Annotated in this window: 24 protein-coding genes and 1 pseudogene; all 25 read left to right on the plus strand. The window is 27.3% G+C overall.

Annotation, left to right across the window (positions count from 1 at the left end):
- The first annotated feature begins 10 nt into the window (after nt 1-10).
- The 25 genes and pseudogenes from FQB35_RS06900 to spoIIIAE all read left to right on the plus strand — a co-directional run bounded on the left by FQB35_RS06900 (nt 11) and on the right by spoIIIAE (nt 20,114).
- Entirely contained in the window at nt 11-1,066 is a 1,056-nt protein-coding gene (locus tag FQB35_RS06900) for a type IV pilus twitching motility protein PilT (RefSeq protein WP_148809280.1), read from the plus strand.
- Nucleotides 1,067-1,100: 34 nt separating this feature from the next.
- Entirely contained in the window at nt 1,101-2,312 is a 1,212-nt protein-coding gene (locus FQB35_RS06905) for a type II secretion system F family protein (RefSeq protein ID WP_231701873.1), read from the plus strand.
- A gap of 173 nt (nt 2,313-2,485) precedes the next feature.
- Nucleotides 2,486-2,872 carry a type II secretion system protein gene (locus tag FQB35_RS16165; protein ID WP_231701874.1) on the plus strand — a complete coding sequence of 129 codons (387 nt, stop codon included), beginning with the start codon at nt 2,486-2,488 and terminating at the stop codon, nt 2,870-2,872.
- An 88-nt stretch (nt 2,873-2,960) separates the two neighbouring features.
- Nucleotides 2,961-3,971, plus strand: a complete 1,011-nt coding sequence (locus tag FQB35_RS06915; protein ID WP_148809281.1) for a prepilin-type N-terminal cleavage/methylation domain-containing protein — start codon at nt 2,961-2,963, stop codon at nt 3,969-3,971.
- Nucleotides 3,972-4,018: 47 nt separating this feature from the next.
- Nucleotides 4,019-4,438: a hypothetical protein gene (locus FQB35_RS06920; protein WP_148809282.1), complete on the plus strand. Its 420-nt coding sequence runs from the start codon at nt 4,019-4,021 to the stop codon at nt 4,436-4,438.
- A 4-nt stretch (nt 4,439-4,442) separates the two neighbouring features.
- Nucleotides 4,443-4,796, plus strand: coding sequence for a type IV pilus modification PilV family protein (locus FQB35_RS06925; protein ID WP_148809283.1), 354 nt, complete (start codon nt 4,443-4,445; stop codon nt 4,794-4,796).
- A 43-nt stretch (nt 4,797-4,839) separates the two neighbouring features.
- Nucleotides 4,840-6,261: a prepilin-type N-terminal cleavage/methylation domain-containing protein gene (locus tag FQB35_RS06930; RefSeq protein WP_168198272.1), complete on the plus strand. Its 1,422-nt coding sequence runs from the start codon at nt 4,840-4,842 to the stop codon at nt 6,259-6,261.
- A 61-nt stretch (nt 6,262-6,322) separates the two neighbouring features.
- The gene (locus FQB35_RS06935) at nt 6,323-7,072 is read left to right on the plus strand and encodes a prepilin peptidase (RefSeq protein WP_148809285.1); all 750 of its coding nucleotides are present in this window, start codon (nt 6,323-6,325) and stop codon (nt 7,070-7,072) included.
- 28 nt (nt 7,073-7,100) lie between these two features.
- Complete coding sequence (gene pilM, locus FQB35_RS06940) at nt 7,101-8,171, plus strand: type IV pilus assembly protein PilM (RefSeq protein ID WP_148809286.1); 1,071 nt, start codon at nt 7,101-7,103, stop codon at nt 8,169-8,171.
- Nucleotides 8,172-8,185: 14 nt separating this feature from the next.
- Entirely contained in the window at nt 8,186-8,749 is a 564-nt protein-coding gene (locus FQB35_RS06945) for a PilN domain-containing protein (protein ID WP_148809287.1), read from the plus strand.
- A complete protein-coding gene (gene pilO, locus FQB35_RS06950; protein ID WP_148809288.1) occupies nt 8,736-10,352 on the plus strand; it encodes a LysM peptidoglycan-binding domain-containing protein in 1,617 nt (538 codons plus the stop codon). Before FQB35_RS06945 ends, pilO begins: the two co-directional genes overlap by 14 nt.
- Before the next feature lie 48 nt (nt 10,353-10,400).
- A complete protein-coding gene (locus FQB35_RS06955; protein WP_148809289.1) occupies nt 10,401-12,164 on the plus strand; it encodes an S-layer homology domain-containing protein in 1,764 nt (587 codons plus the stop codon).
- Between the two features lie 119 nt (nt 12,165-12,283).
- Nucleotides 12,284-12,730, plus strand: coding sequence for a prepilin-type N-terminal cleavage/methylation domain-containing protein (locus tag FQB35_RS06960; protein ID WP_207707361.1), 447 nt, complete (start codon nt 12,284-12,286; stop codon nt 12,728-12,730).
- Between the two features lie 21 nt (nt 12,731-12,751).
- Nucleotides 12,752-12,820: pseudogene (locus FQB35_RS16630) on the plus strand (prepilin-type N-terminal cleavage/methylation domain-containing protein); the annotation flags it as partial.
- 15 nt (nt 12,821-12,835) lie between these two features.
- Nucleotides 12,836-13,198, plus strand: coding sequence for a hypothetical protein (locus FQB35_RS06965; protein ID WP_231701875.1), 363 nt, complete (start codon nt 12,836-12,838; stop codon nt 13,196-13,198).
- A 16-nt stretch (nt 13,199-13,214) separates the two neighbouring features.
- Complete coding sequence (locus FQB35_RS06970; RefSeq protein WP_168198273.1) at nt 13,215-13,721, plus strand: PilW family protein; 507 nt, start codon at nt 13,215-13,217, stop codon at nt 13,719-13,721.
- Nucleotides 13,722-13,728: 7 nt separating this feature from the next.
- The gene (locus FQB35_RS06975) at nt 13,729-14,331 is read left to right on the plus strand and encodes a hypothetical protein (protein ID WP_148809291.1); all 603 of its coding nucleotides are present in this window, start codon (nt 13,729-13,731) and stop codon (nt 14,329-14,331) included.
- 140 nt (nt 14,332-14,471) lie between these two features.
- A complete protein-coding gene (locus tag FQB35_RS06980) occupies nt 14,472-15,539 on the plus strand; it encodes a M24 family metallopeptidase (RefSeq protein ID WP_408625494.1) in 1,068 nt (355 codons plus the stop codon).
- Nucleotides 15,540-15,590: 51 nt separating this feature from the next.
- Nucleotides 15,591-16,148, plus strand: coding sequence for an elongation factor P (gene efp, locus FQB35_RS06985; protein ID WP_148809293.1), 558 nt, complete (start codon nt 15,591-15,593; stop codon nt 16,146-16,148).
- Nucleotides 16,149-16,193: 45 nt separating this feature from the next.
- Nucleotides 16,194-16,625, plus strand: a complete 432-nt coding sequence (locus FQB35_RS06990) for a CD1247 N-terminal domain-containing protein (protein WP_148809294.1) — start codon at nt 16,194-16,196, stop codon at nt 16,623-16,625.
- Between the two features lie 99 nt (nt 16,626-16,724).
- Nucleotides 16,725-17,768 carry a stage III sporulation protein AA gene (gene spoIIIAA / locus FQB35_RS06995; protein WP_148809295.1) on the plus strand — a complete coding sequence of 348 codons (1,044 nt, stop codon included), beginning with the start codon at nt 16,725-16,727 and terminating at the stop codon, nt 17,766-17,768.
- On the plus strand, nt 17,758-18,279 hold the full coding sequence (gene spoIIIAB / locus FQB35_RS07000; protein WP_168198274.1) for a stage III sporulation protein SpoIIIAB: 522 nt from the start codon (nt 17,758-17,760) through the stop codon (nt 18,277-18,279). Before spoIIIAA ends, spoIIIAB begins: the two co-directional genes overlap by 11 nt.
- Nucleotides 18,280-18,309: 30 nt before the next feature.
- Nucleotides 18,310-18,513, plus strand: a complete 204-nt coding sequence (spoIIIAC, locus tag FQB35_RS07005) for a stage III sporulation protein AC (RefSeq protein WP_148809297.1) — start codon at nt 18,310-18,312, stop codon at nt 18,511-18,513.
- 17 nt (nt 18,514-18,530) lie between these two features.
- A complete protein-coding gene (spoIIIAD, locus tag FQB35_RS07010) occupies nt 18,531-18,917 on the plus strand; it encodes a stage III sporulation protein AD (protein WP_148809298.1) in 387 nt (128 codons plus the stop codon).
- Between the two features lie 12 nt (nt 18,918-18,929).
- Nucleotides 18,930-20,114: a stage III sporulation protein AE gene (gene spoIIIAE / locus FQB35_RS07015; protein WP_148809299.1), complete on the plus strand. Its 1,185-nt coding sequence runs from the start codon at nt 18,930-18,932 to the stop codon at nt 20,112-20,114.
- The last annotated feature ends 1 nt before the right edge of the window (nt 20,115 follow it).

The raw sequence follows: 20,115 nt of genomic DNA on the forward strand, positions 1-20,115 counted from the left end.
GAGGAAATACATGGATATTACTAATTTACTAAAGATAGCTACTGATAAAAAAGCATCTGATATTCACATTACCGTTGGAACTCCTCCAACAATAAGAGTGAATGGGAATTTGATAAGATGTGGAGATAATCCTCTTTCACAAGATGATACTGAGCTTTTGGTAAAACAAGTATTAAATGAGGAACAAATAAAGAAATTAGATAAAAAAGGTGAATTAGATTTATCTTTTTCTATCATGGGTTTAGGAAGATTTCGAATTAATGCTTTTAAACAAAGAGGAACCTATAGCATAGCATTAAGAGTTGTATCTCTTAAGATTCCAACTATGGAAGAATTAGGATTGCCTCCTGTATTAAGTGAGTTAGCAAGAAAAAAGAAAGGGCTGGTATTAGTAACAGGACCTACTGGAAGTGGAAAATCAACTACCCTCGCTTCTATGATTGATTTGATTAATAACGAAAGATATTGTCATATTTTAACACTTGAAGATCCAATTGAATATATACATAGTCATAATAAAAGTATTGTAAATCAAAGGGAAATTGGTAGCGATTCTACAAGTTTTGCAAATGGACTAAGAGCAGCATTAAGACAAGATCCTGATGTTATTCTAGTAGGAGAGATGAGAGATCTAGAGACTATTAGCATAGCTATAACAGCTGCAGAAACAGGGCACTTAGTATTATCAACATTACATACTTTAGGAACAGCTCAAACTGTAGATCGTATTATTGATGTATTTCCACCACATCAACAACAACAAGTAAGAATACAATTAGCTGCTTCATTAGAAGGAATAATATCTCAACAATTGCTTCCTAAAGCTGATGGAAGTGGAAGAGTTGCAGCATATGAAATAATGGTAGCAACACCAGCTATTAGAAATCTTATAAGAGAAGGAAAGACTCATCAAATTCAGACTTCTGTTCAAACAGGAGCAAGATTTGGAATGCAAACAATGGATAACTCTCTTATGGAATTATATAATAAAGGAATTATTTCAAAAGAAATTCTTTTGTCTTATGCTATTGATAAAGATATGGTAAGACGATTTGTAAGCTTATAAAAATAAAATCACTGAATTTTAAAGAGGTGATAGTGTGCCAGTTTACCGATATAAGGCTGTAACAAATACTGGAGAAAATATTGAAGGAAATTATGATGCTAAAGATAAGAATGAAGTTATTGCTATGCTTAGGCAAAAGAAATATTATCCTGTTAGCATTTCACAAGTAGTTGAAGGTAAGAATATATTTGATTTCTCTATTCTAAGTAGAATAAATACAAAAGATATTGCAGTTTTTTGTAGACAATTCTATACTATGTTAAATGCTGGAGTTCCTATTTTACAATGCCTTAATGTTTTAAGTATACAAAGTGAAAATAAAAAACTTAAAAAAGTTATTAGAAGTGTACAAGTTGATATCCAAAAAGGTGCAACTTTTTCTAATGCCCTTAGAAGCAACAAAAGAATTTTTCCAGAATTATTAATTAATATGATAGAGGCAGGGGAAGTAAGTGGAAATCTAGATGGTATTATGGAAAGAATGGCTGTTCATTATGAAAAGGAAAGTAAAATTAACAATAAGATACAAAAAGCAATGGTTTATCCTATTATTTTAAGTATTTTATGTATATTCGTTATTGTTTTTTTACTAACATTTGTAACACCGATCTTTATTAGTATGTTTGAAAGTGCTAATGTACCATTACCTATTCCTACAAGAATCTTATTATTTATTAGCAATACTATAATACACTATTGGTACATTTATATAATTGTATTTTCTGTTTTACTGTATATGGTTAGTAGATTTATAAACAGTGAGACTGGAAAGTTTTTTATTGATCGGTTAAAATTTAAAATTCCAGTTATAAAAAATACCACAAAAAAAATAGTAACAAGCCGTTTCACAAGAACACTAGCAACCCTGCTTTCTAGTGGGATTCCTTTAATTCAATGTTTAGAAAGTACAAGAAAGGTTGTAGGAAACAAAGTAGTAGAGATTGGTTTGAAAAATGCAATTCAAGAAATCGCTAAAGGAGCAAGCTTGGGAAGTGTTATAAAAAAAATAGGAGTTTTTCCACCAATGGTAATTTCTATGATTGAAATAGGTGAAGAATCAGGGGCATTAGATGATATTTTAGATAAGACAGCAAACTTTTTTGATGAAGAGACAGAAACTGCTTTACAAAAACTAGCAACTATGTTTGAACCATTAATGATTATAGTAATGGCTCTTGTAGTTGGGTTTATTGTATTAGCTATGATGTTGCCATTATTTGATATGATAAGTACTATTGAAATGTAGCTAATTATCAAATTTTATTTGTAAAATTATTTAAAATTTGATTTAAATGAAGGGAGGAGGATATAAATTTATTAGAAATAAAATATAATTTATTTGCGATCATTGGAAAGGGGGGATAAAAAAGCTACATAGCGATCAATTTTTTAGTTAAAAAAGAAGGGAGAAATGTAAAAATGTTAAAAATGTTTAGTAAAAGAATTAATAACAAAAAAGGTTTTACTCTAATTGAATTAATTGTGGTTATTGCTATTTTAGGTATCTTAGGTATGATTGCAGTACCAAAATTTAGTGGTTTCACTGATAAAGCAAAAGAGCAAGCAGATAATACAAGTCTAGCTACAATAAATAATGCTATTAGAATTTATTGTGCAGAAAAAGGTATAGATAATTTAATTGATCAAACTACTGGTAGTGGTAATAATCAAAAAACAATAACTGCTAATTCAACTGTAGATGATATTATTGATTTTTTAAAGATTGAAGGTTTATTAGAAAGTGATGCAAAATTATATGATAGTACAAATTTATCATATGATAGCGATGAAAATATAATAAATTAATTATTATACAAAATTTATTGACTTATTATAAAAATAGGAGGAGAGTCAACGACCTCCTCCTTATATTATTTTTAAGATAGGTGATTTTATGTGCATAGTTAAATTATTTGGATATAAAAAAGATACAGATAGTAGTAAAAAAAATTCAAAAAAAATATATGGTAAAAGAGGATTTACATTAATAGAAATTGTTTTGATCATTGCAATTATAGGCATTTTATCAGCAATAGCAGTTCCTAAGTTTGAAGAATTTATAGAAGTAGCAAAAGTAAGAGCAGATGAATCCAATATTAAAATTTTAAATAACGCTACGAAATATTATGCAGCTTATGAAAATAAAAATTTAACAGATATTTCGGCTGAGGAATTAGGAGTAAATGGAGAAAAACTTGTCCCGAGTTTTTTAGCAAATTCACCAAATCCGCAAAGCAAAGGAATTAAATATTTATGGATTCAGGAGATGGGGATTTGGACACTAAATATGTCTGATTCTGGACAAAGCAATGAAAAATATAAAGGATTATTGGAAAATTTACAAAATGCTATTTATAAAAGAGGCCATTGGACAATTAAAGATGATGTACTTAAAAATAAATATTGGTTTGAAGAACGTATGTTTATTCCTAATGACAATAGTCAATATGAGATTATAGCGAGAGTAAAATTAAGTAGAGATGCAATACTTTTGGGAAATGGATATGGTATTATATTTGAAAGCAAAGTAAAAAATAGCGGAAATAAAATTGAAGATACAGGTTATATATTTCAATTTGATCCTGGTTATAATCATAAATTAATTTTGAGAGAAAGAAAAAATGGTAGTGAAAATGATCCGTTTTTTATCATGGATCCTTCTGAAAAAATGATTAAAAATAGTAGCACTTGGTGGACTGATGAACATGATATTAAGATTATTGTTAAAAAAGTTTTAAATGAATCGAATAAAAAAGAAGTTACCATTTTTGTTGATGATATTTCAATAGGGGAACCTATTTTTATAGATGCTTTAGATGAGGGAGAACAAGGTTATGTTGGATTTAGAACTTGGGGGCCTTCAACTACTGAATTTATCAAACCACAAATTAAAGCTATAGAATAATATCTATAAAAATATAAAATAGATATAAAAATATTGGAGGGATGCCCATGTACATAAAAAATGAAAAGGGAGCTGTACTCTCGTTAATGTTAATTGTTATATTGTTTCTCATAATTTTGGGCACTACTCTTGTTTTTATTAGTATTACAGAAGTAAAACAGGTTGCAAGAGAAGAAAAGAAATTGCAAGCTTATTATATAGCCAAATCAGGAGCAGATGTAGTTGCAGCGTATATTATAAATCCAAAAAATAAGCATAATATCCAAAATTTAAAAGGGAAAGAGTCAGATTCCTTTATATTAGGAGAAGGGTCCTTTGTAGTAAAAGTAAAGGAAGATGAAGACAATACGGATAATATTATTATTGAATCAAAAGGGATAGTAGGTGAAGTTGAAGTTTCTATTAGTTTATCATTAATCAAAAAAGGTGATAGTTATGAACGAGGTATTTGGCAATTAAAGAGGTGAAATTATGAAATTTATTAGGAACAAAAAAGGAGTTACACTAGTAGAAATAATTGTATCTATAGCTATTTTAGGAATTATTTTAACTTCTATTACTACACTTTTTAGTAGTACTTTTACAGGAGTTTTTTCTGCAGGAAAGAAAAGTAAAGCGATTCACAAAGCTCAGATGGAAATGGAACAATACATTGCTACATCAATTCAGACTTCAAATATTAAAGTGAAAAATATCAGTACGAGTAACTATAAAATTGTATTCTCAGGAAACCCACCTATTAAAATTTCAATGAGGGGAAAAGAAATTCAATATCATAATGAAAATAATGATGTGTCATTAACACTTTTTGTGCCTGATAACTAATAATATTATTACGTAAACCAATTTAATAAAAAGGAGGATACAAGTGTTTTATTATAAAGGAAGATATAGATTTACTTTTCAATCCTATGTTGCAAATAAAAAAGGTATAACACTTATAGAGCTTTTACTTGCTTTAGCACTGATCAGTATGATCTTATCAATTAGTTATTCTTTAAATATTTTTGGAATTAAATCTTTTTCAAAAGCATCTTCTCAGGCCAATGTACAGGAAAATGTTCGTTTAGCAGTAGATTTTATTACGCAAGAAACACGGTATGCAACACAGTTAGAAATTTTAGATAATTTAGAAACAATTCCAGAAAAAGCTCAAATTGATGAGGATGAGTATTATATTCTTTTAAATGATCATTCGATAGAATATAGATATAAAGATCATTCAAAAGTTATTGCGAATATTATTGAGAATTTATCTTTTCATAAGGATAAAGATGCAGATAAAATTCTAAGTTTCATAATTGAAGGAAAGGATAAGAAACAAAAATATGATTTGAATTCAAAAGTACTTGCAATAAACTTGACTAAGGAGATTATGACTTCTTCAGAAAACGGTATTGCAATTAAATATAAAAAAACAAAAGAGAAGGAAAATAAAACAGACTATGAAAAATGGAAAAACTGTGTTTTAAGTACTAATTTTTTAGCGGTTGGTAAAAATACAATGATTAAAAAGATAAACACGCCTAATCCAATAATATATGTAAATGGAGATATTTATTTAGATAAGAATTCTCAAATTAGTCTGCCTAAAAATGCAATAATTTATGCAAAAGGAGATATATTTTTAGGACAAAATGCTCAGATTCGTATGGAGGAAAATTCAACTATTTATACAGATGGAAATATTTATATTGGCAAAAACGCATGGATTTATTCAAAAGAAAATACAACAATTTATGCAAAAGGATCTATTGAACTTGAACAAAATTCGCTTATTAAATTGAAAGAAAATTCGAGAATTTTCTCGTGTAATAGAATATATTTAGAAAAAAATGCAACAATTTATTTGTATAGAAATTCAATGATTTATGCAAAAGGAAATATTCATAAGGAAAAAAATGCTTTAGTTTATGGGAAGGAAGTAAATTTTAATTTACCAAATATTTCAATTTCAGATCTTTCAATCCCTCCATTACAGAAAGATGAATGGTATATAGAAAAAAAATACAGTAGTATAATGATTGCCAGAAATAATATGAAATTTTTTGGTTCATATTTTGAACTACCCAAAAACAGGCAGTGTTATAATATAACAATTGTTAGTAAAGGAATGATTGGTATTTCGAAAAATTGCAAAGCTAGTGGAGTACTGTATGCACCAGATGATATAGTTATAATTAACAAAAATTCATTTTTTGATGGTATTGTGATTGCTAATGAGATTTATTTAGATAAAAATGTGCAATTATCACAAGTGCTGGATTATTCAAATGACCTACCATTTTAATGTTTTATAAATTTTTATTCTAGTTTGTTAATAATATTTTACTTAAGGAAGTGAATGCATAATGCAATTTATTATTTTATTATTAGGATTATTAATTGGTTCATTCCTAAATGTATGTATATTTAGAATTCCAAGAGGAGAATCTATTGTTTATCCATCATCCCATTGTCTTAAATGCAATACTCCTTTAAAATCGATAGATTTAGTTCCTGTTTTTAGTTACTTGATTTATAGAGGGAAATGTCGCTATTGCGGTGCAAAACTATCTATACAGTATCCAACAATAGAGCTTATGAATGCAATCATTTATATGTTATTATACTATAAGTTTGGATGTACTTTTGATTTTTTACAATATACTATATTAGCAAGCTTGCTAATAGTGATTAGTTTAATTGACTTTTATCATCAAATTATTCCGGATGGTTTGATTATGTTTGGTCTTATTGTAACTTTTTTGCTTAAAATTCCACTCTTAGTAAAAGATTTTACACTTATATATAATTATTTAATAGGGTTATTATTAGGAGGAGGTTTTTTTTTATTACTTGCTATTATAACAAATGGTGCTATGGGTGGCGGAGATATTAAATTAATGGGATTACTTGGATTGTGGTTAGGATGGAAGTGGATTCTTTTAATTATGTTTTTATCCTTTTTTCTTGGAAGTATTATTTCTATATTATTAATGATTTCAAAGAAAAAAGGACGCAAAGATATGATTCCTTTTGCTCCGTTTATTGGTTTAGCTGTATTAATGACAGTTTGTTACGGGAATGATATAATATATTATTATATGCTTTTTCTTTAATATTTATTAAAGAAGGGAGGTAAAACAGTTGTTTTCAAAAAATGTTTTATCAGTTGATATTGGTACATATAATATAAAAATGGTTGTTGGAAAATACATAAATAATAATGTAATTATTGATAATGTATTTTCTTTACCTACCCCGCCTAATGTTGTTCAAGATGGTCAAATTACAAATATAGATAAGTTAAAAGATATAATTTACGATGCATTAAAGAACAGAAAAATAAAAACTAAAAAAGTTATTTTTACATTAGAAAGTACATCTATTATTACAAGAGAACTATTATTACCTTATGTAAAGGAAAAAGACCTTGAGCAAATGCTTGAATATGAAATACAACAGCAGTTTCCTACTACTTTGGAAGAATATGTGATTCAATATAAAAAACTAGAAGAGGTAGATGAAATAGATTCAAAAAAAATAAGAATATTAGTTGCTACACTTCCTAAAATTATTGCACAAAACTATTTGGAGTTGGTAAAAAAACTAAACTTAAAGCCGATAGCTTTAGATAGTCATTCAAATGCTATTTCTAAGCTGTTCCATAAGAACGTAAAAATTAATGATGAGCAAGTTAGTAAAAATGAAAATGCAATAGAAATAAATATAGATAAAAATGCCTTAGATGAAAATAAGACAATAGCAATTGTTGATTTGGGTTATGAAAATATTAATATAAATATTATAGATGATGGAATTCTTAAATTTAGCCGTCTTTTAACAGTAGGGGGAAAGGAAATTGATATACATATAGCAAATACTTTTAATATTTCGCTAAAGGATGCTGAAAAAAAGAAACGAGAAAATGTAATGTTGTATGATAACATTATTAGGTCATGTGTGAATGATTGGATAGAGGAAATGCAGCGTATTTTCAAGTATTATACCAGTAGAAAACCGGGAAATAAGATTGATAAAATATATCTTTTAGGAGGACAGGCAAATCTAACAGATATTGATCAATATTTTAAAGAAAACTTTTATATACCTATTCAAAAAATTGAGAGAATGAGTAATATAAACTTAGAGCATCTGAAATTAGATTTTGATATAAAGGTTTATTTAAATGCAATTGGAGCAATTATCAGAAGATAAGTAGGTGTATAACCATGAGGGATTTTAATTTTTTTGAACCATTTTTATCAAACAAGAAAAAAAAGAATAGCAAAAAAATAGCATATCGTGTAGGTGTTTTTATTCTATTAGGTATTTTTATTATTATACCGTTAATGAATCTATACACAATAAGAAAATTAGAGAATGAAGTGGTTGAAACAAATAATACAATGAATACTTCTGAAAATTATGAAGAGAGAAAAGATATAGAGATAAAAGTACAAAAAATTGATGAACTGAAAAAAAAATTGAAAAAGCTAAAAAAAATTGAAACTGATATAAAAGAAAAAGATATAATTAATGATTTCCTAATCTATACAATTCGAGATATGGTTCCAGAAAATTTGTTCTTTGAATCAATTACTATACATCCTGATAATGTAGAAATATGTGGAATAGCAAAAAATAAAATTGCAATTGCAGAGCTCAAACATAATTTTAAAAATATAGATATTTTTAAAAATATATTTATTCCAACTATTTCAGGTAATGAAGGAAGATATGAATTCATGCTTAGTTTTACTATTAAGGATGTGAGCAGAGATGAAACTAACTAAAAGAGAAAAAGTATTAAGTATATTTTTGTCTATTATATTAATAGGCTATGTTTATGTGTACTTTATAATAGGACCGCAAATGACTAAATTGAAAGGATTAAAGAAAGATATACAAACATTTCAATCACAAATTGAGAAAAGTGAGAAAATAGTAGCTTCTAAAGATAGAATAGAAAAAGAATACAACAAATTAAAAGGAGAGGTTTCTCTTATAGAAAAAAAGTTTTTTTCATCAACAGAGCAAGAAAATATTATTGTTTTATTAAATGAAATGTTAAAAGACAGTGCGCTTAAAGTTTCAGCTATAGATTTCTCAGAATTGAAAACAGAAGATGTTAAAGAATATACATTAGATGTCATAACTGTACATCTTCCATTTGAAGGAAGTTATGATGCATTATTAGATTTCATAAAAAAAATTAGAGAATACGAAAAGAAAATTATTGTCAATGGTTTACATATTGAAAATAGCAAGGATGGAAACTTATCTGGCTCTATATATTTGGATTTTTATAGTTTACCGGATAAGGCTAATAATGATTATATGAATGAGTATTTTTCAAATCATGAAAGCGGAAAAGAAAATCCATTTATTCCCTTTGATGGATTTATATGGAGTGATGATCAGTTAGAGGATGAGTATTTGACAGAAGATAATGGACAAGCGTTCATTGCAGAAAAAAAATTTGTGTTAAATAAAGTATTATTAAATGGTTTTGAAAAATTAAATACTTTTTTTGTTGGTACACCTAAAAAAGTATATGGAAAAATATCAAGAGATATAAAAAGTAGAGAAGGAAAATATGCCTTAAAACTAGAATACGATTTTTTAAGGCCTAGAGAGAATAGCCAAGCAAATGTTGTATATGAGGGAAAAAAAGTATTGATTTCAAAACAAGCTGAAAATATTGGAATTTGGGTTTATGCTTTTGAGAAGAGCAATCACAAAATAGGAATTACATTGAAAGATTCAAAAGGGAAGATATATACAGTTCTATTAACAAATCAAATAGATTGGGTAGGTTGGAATAATATTGAGGCAGTTCTTCCTATAGAAATTGCTTATCCAGCTGAAGTGCAAAGAATTTATGTTGAGAGTGTAAATTTTGATAATAAAACAAAAGGAATATTGTTATTTGATAGATTAGAAGTAACTTATCCTAGTGCATTAATTTATAATACTAATAGTTCTAGTAATAAACAATTTACTGTAAATAATACAAAGGATATTGAGTACAAGGTGCAAAGTGGAGACACGATTTTTAGTATTGCAAAAAAATTTTATAACGACTATGAAAAACGTGAGCTTATTAAACAATATAATAATATTTTAGATGTTAAAAATATTTCTGTAGGACAGATTCTTCGTATTCCTAAAGTAAATGTCAATAAAGATAACTCAAAATCATATGAACAAACTTCAAAAGAAAATAATGCTGAAGTAATCTATTATAAGGTACAACCAAATGATACTATTTTTAGTATTAGCAAGAAATTTTATGGAAATTATTCTAAGAGAAATTTGATTATTGAGTATAATCATATAAAGGACCCAACGGATATTAAAGTAGGACAAGTTATATATATACCAAAAATACAATAAGTTATAATTATTAATATAGTTGACTTAATTACAAAGGGGTGCTTTGCTTTGAAAAGAAAACTTATTCTTTATACGATATTATTAATAATTGCTATATCACCTAGCGTGAGCTTTTCATATGATGATGATTATGAGAAAGAAAAAAAAGAAGCCTATGAGGATGGAAAATCTTTTGGAGAAATTACAGGAGAACTATATGGTCAAAAAGATGCTATTAACGACCGAAAAAGTAATTGGGAGCAGGCGTATGATAAGGAGAAAAAGGATCTTAATGATGATTATGGATTAGATGATAAGACTGGAACTTATCGTATAAACTTTAAAAAAGGATTTGAAGATGGATTTAAGCAGGGATATGAAAGAGGATATAGAAATATTAAGAAAGATGCAGATAGTAAAAAGTCTGCAGAAGAGCTTGGATTAGAACATGGAAAGATGTTTGGAGAGATGCTTGGGGAAGTACATGGAAAAAAAGATTATTATTCTGGAAAAACAAATGATTATAGAAGAGATATGCCAACGGATACAATGATAGAAGATGAATATTTTTTAGATAAAGATATAAGAGAATATAGTGAGAATTTTATAAAAGGATATAAAGAAGCATATGAAGAAAGCTATACTTATGCATATAGGATTTCTAATATTGATAATGAAAGATTAACAAGAGAAAGAGGAATTTCTCAAGGAAAAGAAGTAGGAAAAAAAATGGGGGAATTCTATGGAAAAATAGATTATACTGAGAATAAAATAAATGATTGGAAAAGAGCATTGCCATCGGATGAAGAAATTATAATAAAATTTCATCTATCAAAAGAAGAAACTGATTATATAATGGGTTTTTTAGTTGGTTATAAGGACGGTTTTAGAGAAGGATATATAGAAGCTTTTCAAAGTTCAAACATGGATATGGCAGATGAAAATATAAATTATATTAAGATAGGCATGGAAGGAAAAAATATTACTAGTTTAGACCAAAATTTAACATTAGCTATAAAGCCGGGCTCATTTTATAAAGATACTTTTTTTAGTATTCAAAAGAAGGATTTTTTCTCAAATAATTATAATCAACTTTATGAAAAAGTAACAGATATATATGAAATAAAAATTAAAAATAATTTAAACTATATAGAACTTAAAAAACCTATTTCTCTTAGTTTTAAATACTATGGACCTGAAACAGGCGGCATTTACAAGTTAGTTGATAATAAATGGATGTATTTATATAGTACAATAAAAAATAATACAATTACTACTATTATCCCTGCTTCTTCTTATAATGGAGGAATATATGCTGTATTAATTGATGAAAATTATCCAGAATTAAAGGATGTTTATATTAATTGGGCTGGAGAAGAAATATACTCTTACATAAGAAGAAAGTATATATCAGGTTATCCTGATAATACCTTTAGGCCAGAAAATAATGTAACAAGAGGAGAATTTGTAACCATATTAGGACGAGTAAATAATTGGAAATACCCAGTACAAATTACAGATATAAATAAATTTAAAGATGTTGAAAGTTTTGGTGTTTTTAGAGAATCCATAAAAAACGCACTTTCAAGAGGATATATTAATGGATATCCAGATAATACTTTTAGACCTAAGAATTTTATTACTTATCAAGAAATTGAATGGATTATGAAAAAATTACCTGGAAATGAAGATTTTAAATGGGATGATATAGCAGAAAAAATGAAGTATGAAAAATATATTCGTTCAAAAAGTCGCTATGGAAAAGATCATTATATTTCTAGAGCAGAAGTTGTTTATATGTTATATGTTTTACAGCAAGAAGGAGTGCTATAAAATAGATTAGGAGGTAGATAAAACAATTATCTACCTCCTAATCTATTTATTAAAACTATTATAAAATTTTATGCTTATGTCAATAATTTGGTTAGAAATATTCTATAGGGAGGAATAGATTGAATACAAACAATAATGGATTTACTTTGATAGAAATGGTAATAGTTTTGATGATTATAGGAATATTTTCATTAATGGTGTTTCCTGCATATGAAGGATTATATGACAAGATATTACTAGAAACAACAGCAAATAAAATAAAGAGTAGTTTATTATTAGCACAACAACTAAGTTTAAATGAATCAATGTTATATTGTGTTGAGATCATTAATGAAGGAAGAGGTTTTCGTATAAGAGAAGATAAGTTTCAAGGTAAAGTAATATTTGTTGAAAAGCTTAATAAAAAAATAAAATTTGATTTAGTAATACATTGTTATAAGATTACGTATAGCAGAAAAGGCGTACCTAATTATGGGAAGTTTATTATTTCAAATGAGGAAGGTGAAAAAATAAAAATTGAAACACTTATTGGAACAGGAAGAGTACAAATTACAAAAATGTATTAGAAGGGGATAAATGGTAATGGGATAGATAAAAATGGATTTACACTAATAGAAGTACTGATATCTTTACTGATATTAGGTTTAATTGTAATTGTTACGATACCAATTTTGTTTCAAATAAACAAATTAAATCTTATGTTGACAAAGCAATATGATATCAGTAGAGTTGCACAGAAATATATAGAAGAATTAAAATCATCTAATTTAATTATACATGGTGATAGAATATATTCTCTAGATGATCTTTTAAATAAAGAAACAAAGTTTTTTATAGATCAATATGAAGTAAAGATTAGAGCAGAAGAAGTAATTGAACAGGAAAATTTTTTCAGAATAGATATAGAGTTAAGGGACATAAAAAGCAGTTATAAGTATATACTATCAAGTTATATTAGTTCAATAAAAGATACATATTCTTCAACGGAGTGTTATTATGAATTTCCAATAAACAGTAAAGATATAATAAAATAAATTTGGAGGCATTCTTTTGAAAAAGTTGTACGTATGTAAAAAAGGAGTTACTTTAATTGAGGTTATGATATCTATTACGTTATTTTCGATTATTATGATAAGTTTAACAACTTACTTTTTAGGTATAATTAATAATTGTAATAGTCAAATGGAAATATTAAAAATGAAACAGAATGTACGTTTTGCATTAAATCAAATTGATAAGATTTTAAGAGAATGCAATCAACAAGAAATAATCTATTATGATAATATGAAAAAGTTTGAGTTAAAGAATAATAAAGATGATACTGTTTTTGTTGACTTAAGTGGTATTCAGCAGAATAAATTTAATACTATTTTATATTTTAACAAAGATAAGAGACAGTTAAGAATTAACAAAAAAGGTGAGCACAATGTTTTAATAGATTATATAAAAGATATTTCTATTAAAGAAATTATAGATAATAAGTTAATTGAAATTGAAGTGTTTAGTGATAAAATTGATTATTCTGTAAAAATGAGATTAAATTTAAGTGAAAGGTAAAAAAGAAATGAAAATATACTTGTTTAATAAAAATGGATCTATTGCTATGTGTAGTTTTATGATTAGTATTATTTTAATTACTGTTTTAGTTTCTACTTTGACTGTATTTATGCATGACTATTATGCAGTTCAATCTAGTATGGATAGTATAAGAGCCTATTACTTAGCAGAAATTGCAACAGAAAAAGCATTATATGAAATTAAGGGTACAACAGATAGTATTATTACCAAATACTTGACAAAACTAAAGGAGTATAAAATACATTATATTAACAATATTATAAAAGGAGATAATATAGAAGAATATAAACCTCCTGAATTAGATGAGTACTTAAAAGAATTAGTAGAATCTAGTAGTTGTATTACTGAAAATAATCCATTTTCTAATTATTTATGTGATCATTTTTATACTGCAAATATTACATATGATTTAGCAAATAAAAAAATAGATATTGTGAGCAAGGGTGTATATAATGGTGCTAGAAAATTTATACATGCTACAATAAGATTTCCAATTGTATGTGATGATGGAATAGATGAGTATAATATGCCTATGAAAAAAGTTATCCCACTACAACTTGAATCTTATTATCAAACAATCGGTCAATAATTTGATATTTGCTGGATATAATAAGGAAAGAAACAGATAAAAATTCTACTCAAAAGAATAAAATTATGGTATCATATTATAGGGTTATAATCAGAAATCTTTGTCAGTTTGGGTAAAATATATAATTTATTATTGGGGGGATTCCATTGCTTCGTAGGCTTTCTAAACTCAGAGAAATATTAAAGAAAAAGAATTTAGATGCTGCTATTATTTATAAACCTGAAAATAGAAGGTATATAAGTCAGTTTACTGGAACTTCGGGGTATGCATTAATTACAGTAGACAGAGCCTTTCTTATTACAGATTTTAGATATATTGAACAGTCAAGAAAAGAATGCAAAGAATATGAAATTATTGAACACAGCAATAATTATAGCATTTATTCAATCTTAAATGAGTTAAGTATAAATCGTTTGGGATTTGAAGATGATTTTGTTACATACATGCAATACAAAGAATTTAGTGAAAAACTGAATAATATAGAACTAGTTCCCCTTGATGGTGCAATAAATATTTTAAGAAAAATTAAATATGAAGAAGAAATTAACAATATAGAAAAAGCAGCTATAATTGCAGATGAAGCTTTTGGTTATATTTGTGAGTATATAAAACCAGGCATTTCTGAAAAAGATATAGCTCTAGAATTAGAAAATTATATGAAAAGAAAAGGTGCAACAGCTACTTCCTTTACAACTATAGTTGCTTCAGGTGTTAGATCATCCTTGCCTCATGGAGTAGCTTCTGATAAGTTAGTTGAGAAAGGAGACTTTATCACTATTGATTTTGGATGTATATATAATGGATATTGCTCTGATATGACAAGAACAATTGTTCTTGGGAAAGCCAACGATAAGCAAAAGGAAATATATAATATTGTATTAGAAGCACAATTAAGAGCTTTGGATGCTATAAAACCAGGTATTACAGGAATGGATGCCGATAAGATAGCAAGAGATTTTATTAAATCGAAAGGTTATGGCGAAAATTTTGGCCATGGGTTAGGGCATGGTGTTGGACTTGAAATTCATGAAGATCCAAGATTATCGCCTACAGGAAAAGATACTCTACAATCTGGAATGGTTGTTACTGATGAACCTGGGATTTATATTCCTGATTTTGGCGGAGTAAGAATTGAGGATTTAGTAGTTATAACTAAAACTGGAAATAGAGTGTTATCAAAATCACCCAAACAGTTACTTGAGTTATAATGATTTCTAAAAATAGGATAAAAATTTATATTTCATATTGGAGGGATACAAATGATTTATGCTAGTGATTTTAGAAAGGGGATTACATTTGAAATAAATGGAGAACCATTCGTTGTTGTTGATTTTCAACATGTTAAACCAGGTAAAGGAGCTGCTTTTGTTAGAACAAAATATAAAAGTATTTTAACTGGAGCTATTCGTGAAGAGGCTTTCAATCCAAATGATAAATTCCCAAAAGCGCATATTGAAACAAAAGAGATGCAATATTTATATAGCGATGGTGAATTATACTATTTTATGGATAATGAAACTTATGATCAAATTCCTTTGACAAAAGATCAAGTTGAAGATGCAATGTTATATTTAAGAGAAAATGATACTGCTACAGTAAAGTTTTTCAAAGGTAAAGCGTTCCAAGTTGATCCGCCAAATTTTGTTGAATTGTTAGTTACATATACAGAACCAGGGGTAAAAGGTGCAACAGCTACAAATGTAACAAAACCAGCTACATTAGAAACAGGTGCAACAGTACAAGTTCCTATTTTTGTTAATGAAGGTGATAAAATAAAAGTAGATACAAGAACCGGTGAGTATTTATCAAGAGCTTAGGGAATACTACTATAGTAGATTAACCTTAAAAGGAGGCGTTGTACCTTGAATTATCTTTATGAAAGAGTATCATACTTAAGAGGATTAGCTGATGGGATGGAATTAAGTGAAGAATCTAAAGAAGGTAAACTTTTATTAAACATGTTAGATGTATTGGAAGATTTTGCGGATGCTATTAATGAAGTACATGATGATGTTAAAGATTTAGATGATTATGTTGAAACAATTGATGAAGATTTAGCAGCTGTAGAAGATGAAGTATTTGAAGAAATTGACACTGAAGAATTTAATGAAGATGACATTGACTTTATAGAGGTTAAATGTCCTAACTGTAAGGAAATTATTTATCTAGATGAAAACTTATTAAACAACCAAGATGATGAAACAGAAGTAATTTGTCCAAGTTGTCACGAAAAAATTTATATCGAAGAAAACTGTGATCATGATAATTGTTGTTGCAATGATCATAATGAATAACCTGATACGTTTTGTATCAGGTTTTTTTTTATTGTAGAAAAAAATTTAATCATAATATTTGCGTATTCAAAATATTAATGATATAAAGGGGGACATGTTATGAAAGCATCTAATGATAAAAATTTTAAAAGTACAAATTTCCATCAAAATCACATAAAAAGAGAAATATTAGAAGCACTACCGATAAATATTAGAGATATATTTATCAGGCTTCCATCATTCTTAATAGAAGATATTGAAGAAATAAGATTGAGAGTAAATAAACCACTTATGATTAGTGCAGCAAACAAGGATTATTTTGTAGGAAAGAATGGTGAGGTTGCACAAAGCATATCTCAAAGTTATATAGTTACAAAAATGGATATAGAAAAAGCATATCAATTAATTACAGACTATTCTATTTATGCTTTAGAAGAAGAAATACGTAATGGATTTGTGACATTAAAGGGAGGACATAGAGTTGGAATATGTGGAACAACTGTATTGAATAATCATAAAATTAAAACTATAAAAAATATATCTGGATTAAATATTAGAATTTCAAAACAAAAGATTGGTATTTCAGATAAAATAATGCCGTATTTAATCAATGATTATAAATTTTATAATACGTTAATTGTATCACCTCCACAATGCGGTAAAACAACTCTACTAAGAGATATTATAAGAAATTTAGGTAATGGCATGAAATTTCCAAAATTCACTGGATTTAAAGTTGGTGTTGTAGATGAAAGATCAGAAATTTGTGCTATGTATCAGGGTATCCCTCAAAACGATGTAGGAATAAAAACCGATATTCTTGATGCATGTCCTAAAGCGGAAGGTATTATTATGATGATACGTTCTATGTCTCCGCAGATTATAGCTACTGATGAAATCGGTAAAAAAGAAGATGTTGATGCTATAGAAGAAGCTTTAAATGCGGGCATTAAATTAATTACAACAGTACATGGTATGAACTTAGAAGAAATAACCAGACGAGCAAATCTTAATAATTTGTTACTTCAAGGCATTTTTGATAGAATAATTATTCTTTCAAATCAGCCTAGAGTAGGTACTATTAGGATGATCATTGACGGAAAAGACAATAAAGTAATTGCTACTTATCCTACTAATGATAGGAGGAATAATTTTGTTTGTTAAGACTATATTTTCTATTATTATTATTGTAGCAACTGCTGCAATAGGCTATATTTTTTCATATGGATATGTACAAAGGCTACAACAGCTGAAAAATCTATACTTATCTTTTCAATTATTAGAAACAGAAATTATTTACTCATCAAACCCATTGCCTATAGCGATGGAAAGGGTAGGTAAAAAAAGCAATAAATATATATGTAACATATTCAATGATACGTATAAGATCCTCAATAGTAAAATTGGTTATAGTATTGAAGAAGCATGGAATAAAGCCATCAATGATAATTTAATGAAAACATCTTTAAATAATGAGGATAAAGAAATATTGATAGATTTTGGAAAAAATTTAGGATTTACAGATAAAGAAAATCAAATCAAGAATTTTCAATTAGTTTATCTGCAATTACAAAAACAACAAAAAATAGCAGAGCAGTTAAAAATGAAGAACGAAAAGATGTGTAAAAGTTTAGGCGTTTTAATAGGAATAGCAATTGTTATAGTACTTATATAAAAATTTATGTGATGATAAGGAGGATTATAAATGAATGTTAGTGTTGATTTAATTTTTAAAATAGCAGCTATAGGTATATTGGTTTCAGTACTGAATCAAGTTTTAATTCGTTCAGGAAGAGAAGAACAAGCTATGATGACTACTCTTGTTGGTATTGTTGTAGTGTTATTTATGGTAATTCAATTAATTAGTAATTTGTTTACAACAGTAAAAACAATGTTCCAACTATACTAGATAAAGGTGTGATGTAGATGGAAATATTTAAGATTGTTGGTTTAGGGATAATTGCCACAATTTTAACAGTAGTTTTAAAAAATCAAAGACCTGAGATATCCTTACAAATTAGTATTGTTACAGGGATTATTATATTTATTTTCATTATTACAAAATTGGCTTCAGTGTTAGAAGTTCTAAATATGCTAGCAAGAAAAATAGACATTGATTTAGTATATATAACTACAATATTAAAAATTGTTGGTATTGCATATGTAGCAGAATTTGGCGCACAGGTTTGTAGAGATGCTGGAGAAACAGCTATTGCTTCAAAAGTAGAATTTGCAGGGAAAATATTGATAATGGTGCTTGCGATACCAATTTTAATTGCATTATTTAATTTAATTGTAGAATTAATGCCATAGGATGTGAATATGATGAGGAGGCTATTATTGATCATTATTTTTGTGCTAGGATTTTGTATTAACAGTACCTATGCAATAGAGGCTAATAGTAATAAAGATACTATAAGCGATGAACTTATTATGAAACAGCTAGAAAATATAGATATGTCTGTTATAGAAAAAACAATTAAAGATATTAATCGAGAAACTGAAGAGTATTTTCCTAAAATAAGTATGAAAAAACTTATATTTTCATTGATAAAAGGTGAAGAAATTTTAAATCTAAAGGATACATTGAATGGTTTACTTAGATATATATTTAAAGAAACGATAGCAAATTCTGCTTTATTAGCAAAGCTAATTGTTTTATCAGTTATCTGTGCATTTTTAAACAATTTATCTAATGCATTTAAAAGCGAAGCAGTAGGGAAATTAGCTTATACAGCATGTTATCTAGTAATTATTGCAATAGCTATAAAAAGTTTTTCTATTGCTAGCAAAATTGGGATTAATGCAATGAGTGATATGGTGTCCTTTATGCAAGCACTGTTACCAGTATTGTTAACTTTTTTGATGACAATGGGAGGAATAACGACAACAGCTTTGTTTCAACCAATTGTTATTGCATCGGTAAGTATAATAAGTACATTAATGAAGGATATAATTATGCCAATTATATATTTTTCAGCTATTTTATCTATAGTGAACAATTTATCTCCAAAGATACAAGTATCAAGATTAACCTCTTTACTTAGACAAACTTGTATTGTTCTTATAGGCTTTACATTAACCATATTTAGTGGTGTTATTACTATTCAGGGAGTTGCAGCATCTACAACTGATGGCGTTACAATTAGGACAGCAAGATTTGCAGTAGATCGATTTGTTCCTATTATAGGAGGGTTTATATCAGATGCGTTTGATACTATTATAGGATGTTCGTTACTTGTAAAAAATGCTATAGGTGCTCTTGGACTAATAGTACTTGCGATTATTGTTATAATGCCTCTTTTGAAAATTTTGTCATTAATATTTATTTACAAGATCTCTATTTCTGTAATAGAGCCTATTGCAGAAAATCAATTTGTAAGCTGTATAAATGATATAAGTAATGCTATGGTTTTGATATTTGTAACAGTTCTTTCTGTAGCTATTATGTTTTTTCTTACTGTGACAATAATTGTAGGAGCAGGAAATGTAACGCTTATGTTAAGGTAGG

The organism is Crassaminicella thermophila (genome assembly GCF_008152325.1).
In the GTDB taxonomy this organism is placed as follows: domain Bacteria; phylum Bacillota; class Clostridia; order Peptostreptococcales; family Thermotaleaceae; genus Crassaminicella_A; species Crassaminicella_A thermophila.

Excerpts from the sequence above, each read along its gene's own strand:
- FQB35_RS06900 (WP_148809280.1), top strand. The coding sequence starts at position 11 with ATGGATATTACTAATTTACTAAAGATAGCTACTGATAAAAAAGCATCT.
- FQB35_RS16165 (WP_231701874.1), top strand. The coding sequence starts at position 2,486 with ATGTTAAAAATGTTTAGTAAAAGAATTAATAACAAAAAAGGTTTTACT.
- FQB35_RS06915 (WP_148809281.1), top strand. The coding sequence starts at position 2,961 with ATGTGCATAGTTAAATTATTTGGATATAAAAAAGATACAGATAGTAGT.
- FQB35_RS06920 (WP_148809282.1), top strand. The coding sequence starts at position 4,019 with ATGTACATAAAAAATGAAAAGGGAGCTGTACTCTCGTTAATGTTAATT.
- FQB35_RS06925 (WP_148809283.1), top strand. The coding sequence starts at position 4,443 with ATGAAATTTATTAGGAACAAAAAAGGAGTTACACTAGTAGAAATAATT.
- FQB35_RS06935 (WP_148809285.1), top strand. The coding sequence starts at position 6,323 with ATGCAATTTATTATTTTATTATTAGGATTATTAATTGGTTCATTCCTA.
- FQB35_RS06945 (WP_148809287.1), top strand. The coding sequence starts at position 8,186 with ATGAGGGATTTTAATTTTTTTGAACCATTTTTATCAAACAAGAAAAAA.
- pilO (WP_148809288.1), top strand. The coding sequence starts at position 8,736 with ATGAAACTAACTAAAAGAGAAAAAGTATTAAGTATATTTTTGTCTATT.
- FQB35_RS06975 (WP_148809291.1), top strand. The coding sequence starts at position 13,729 with ATGAAAATATACTTGTTTAATAAAAATGGATCTATTGCTATGTGTAGT.
- efp (WP_148809293.1), top strand. The coding sequence starts at position 15,591 with ATGATTTATGCTAGTGATTTTAGAAAGGGGATTACATTTGAAATAAAT.
- spoIIIAA (WP_148809295.1), top strand. The coding sequence starts at position 16,725 with ATGAAAGCATCTAATGATAAAAATTTTAAAAGTACAAATTTCCATCAA.
- spoIIIAC (WP_148809297.1), top strand. The coding sequence starts at position 18,310 with ATGAATGTTAGTGTTGATTTAATTTTTAAAATAGCAGCTATAGGTATA.
- spoIIIAD (WP_148809298.1), top strand. The coding sequence starts at position 18,531 with ATGGAAATATTTAAGATTGTTGGTTTAGGGATAATTGCCACAATTTTA.
- spoIIIAE (WP_148809299.1), top strand. The coding sequence starts at position 18,930 with ATGAGGAGGCTATTATTGATCATTATTTTTGTGCTAGGATTTTGTATT.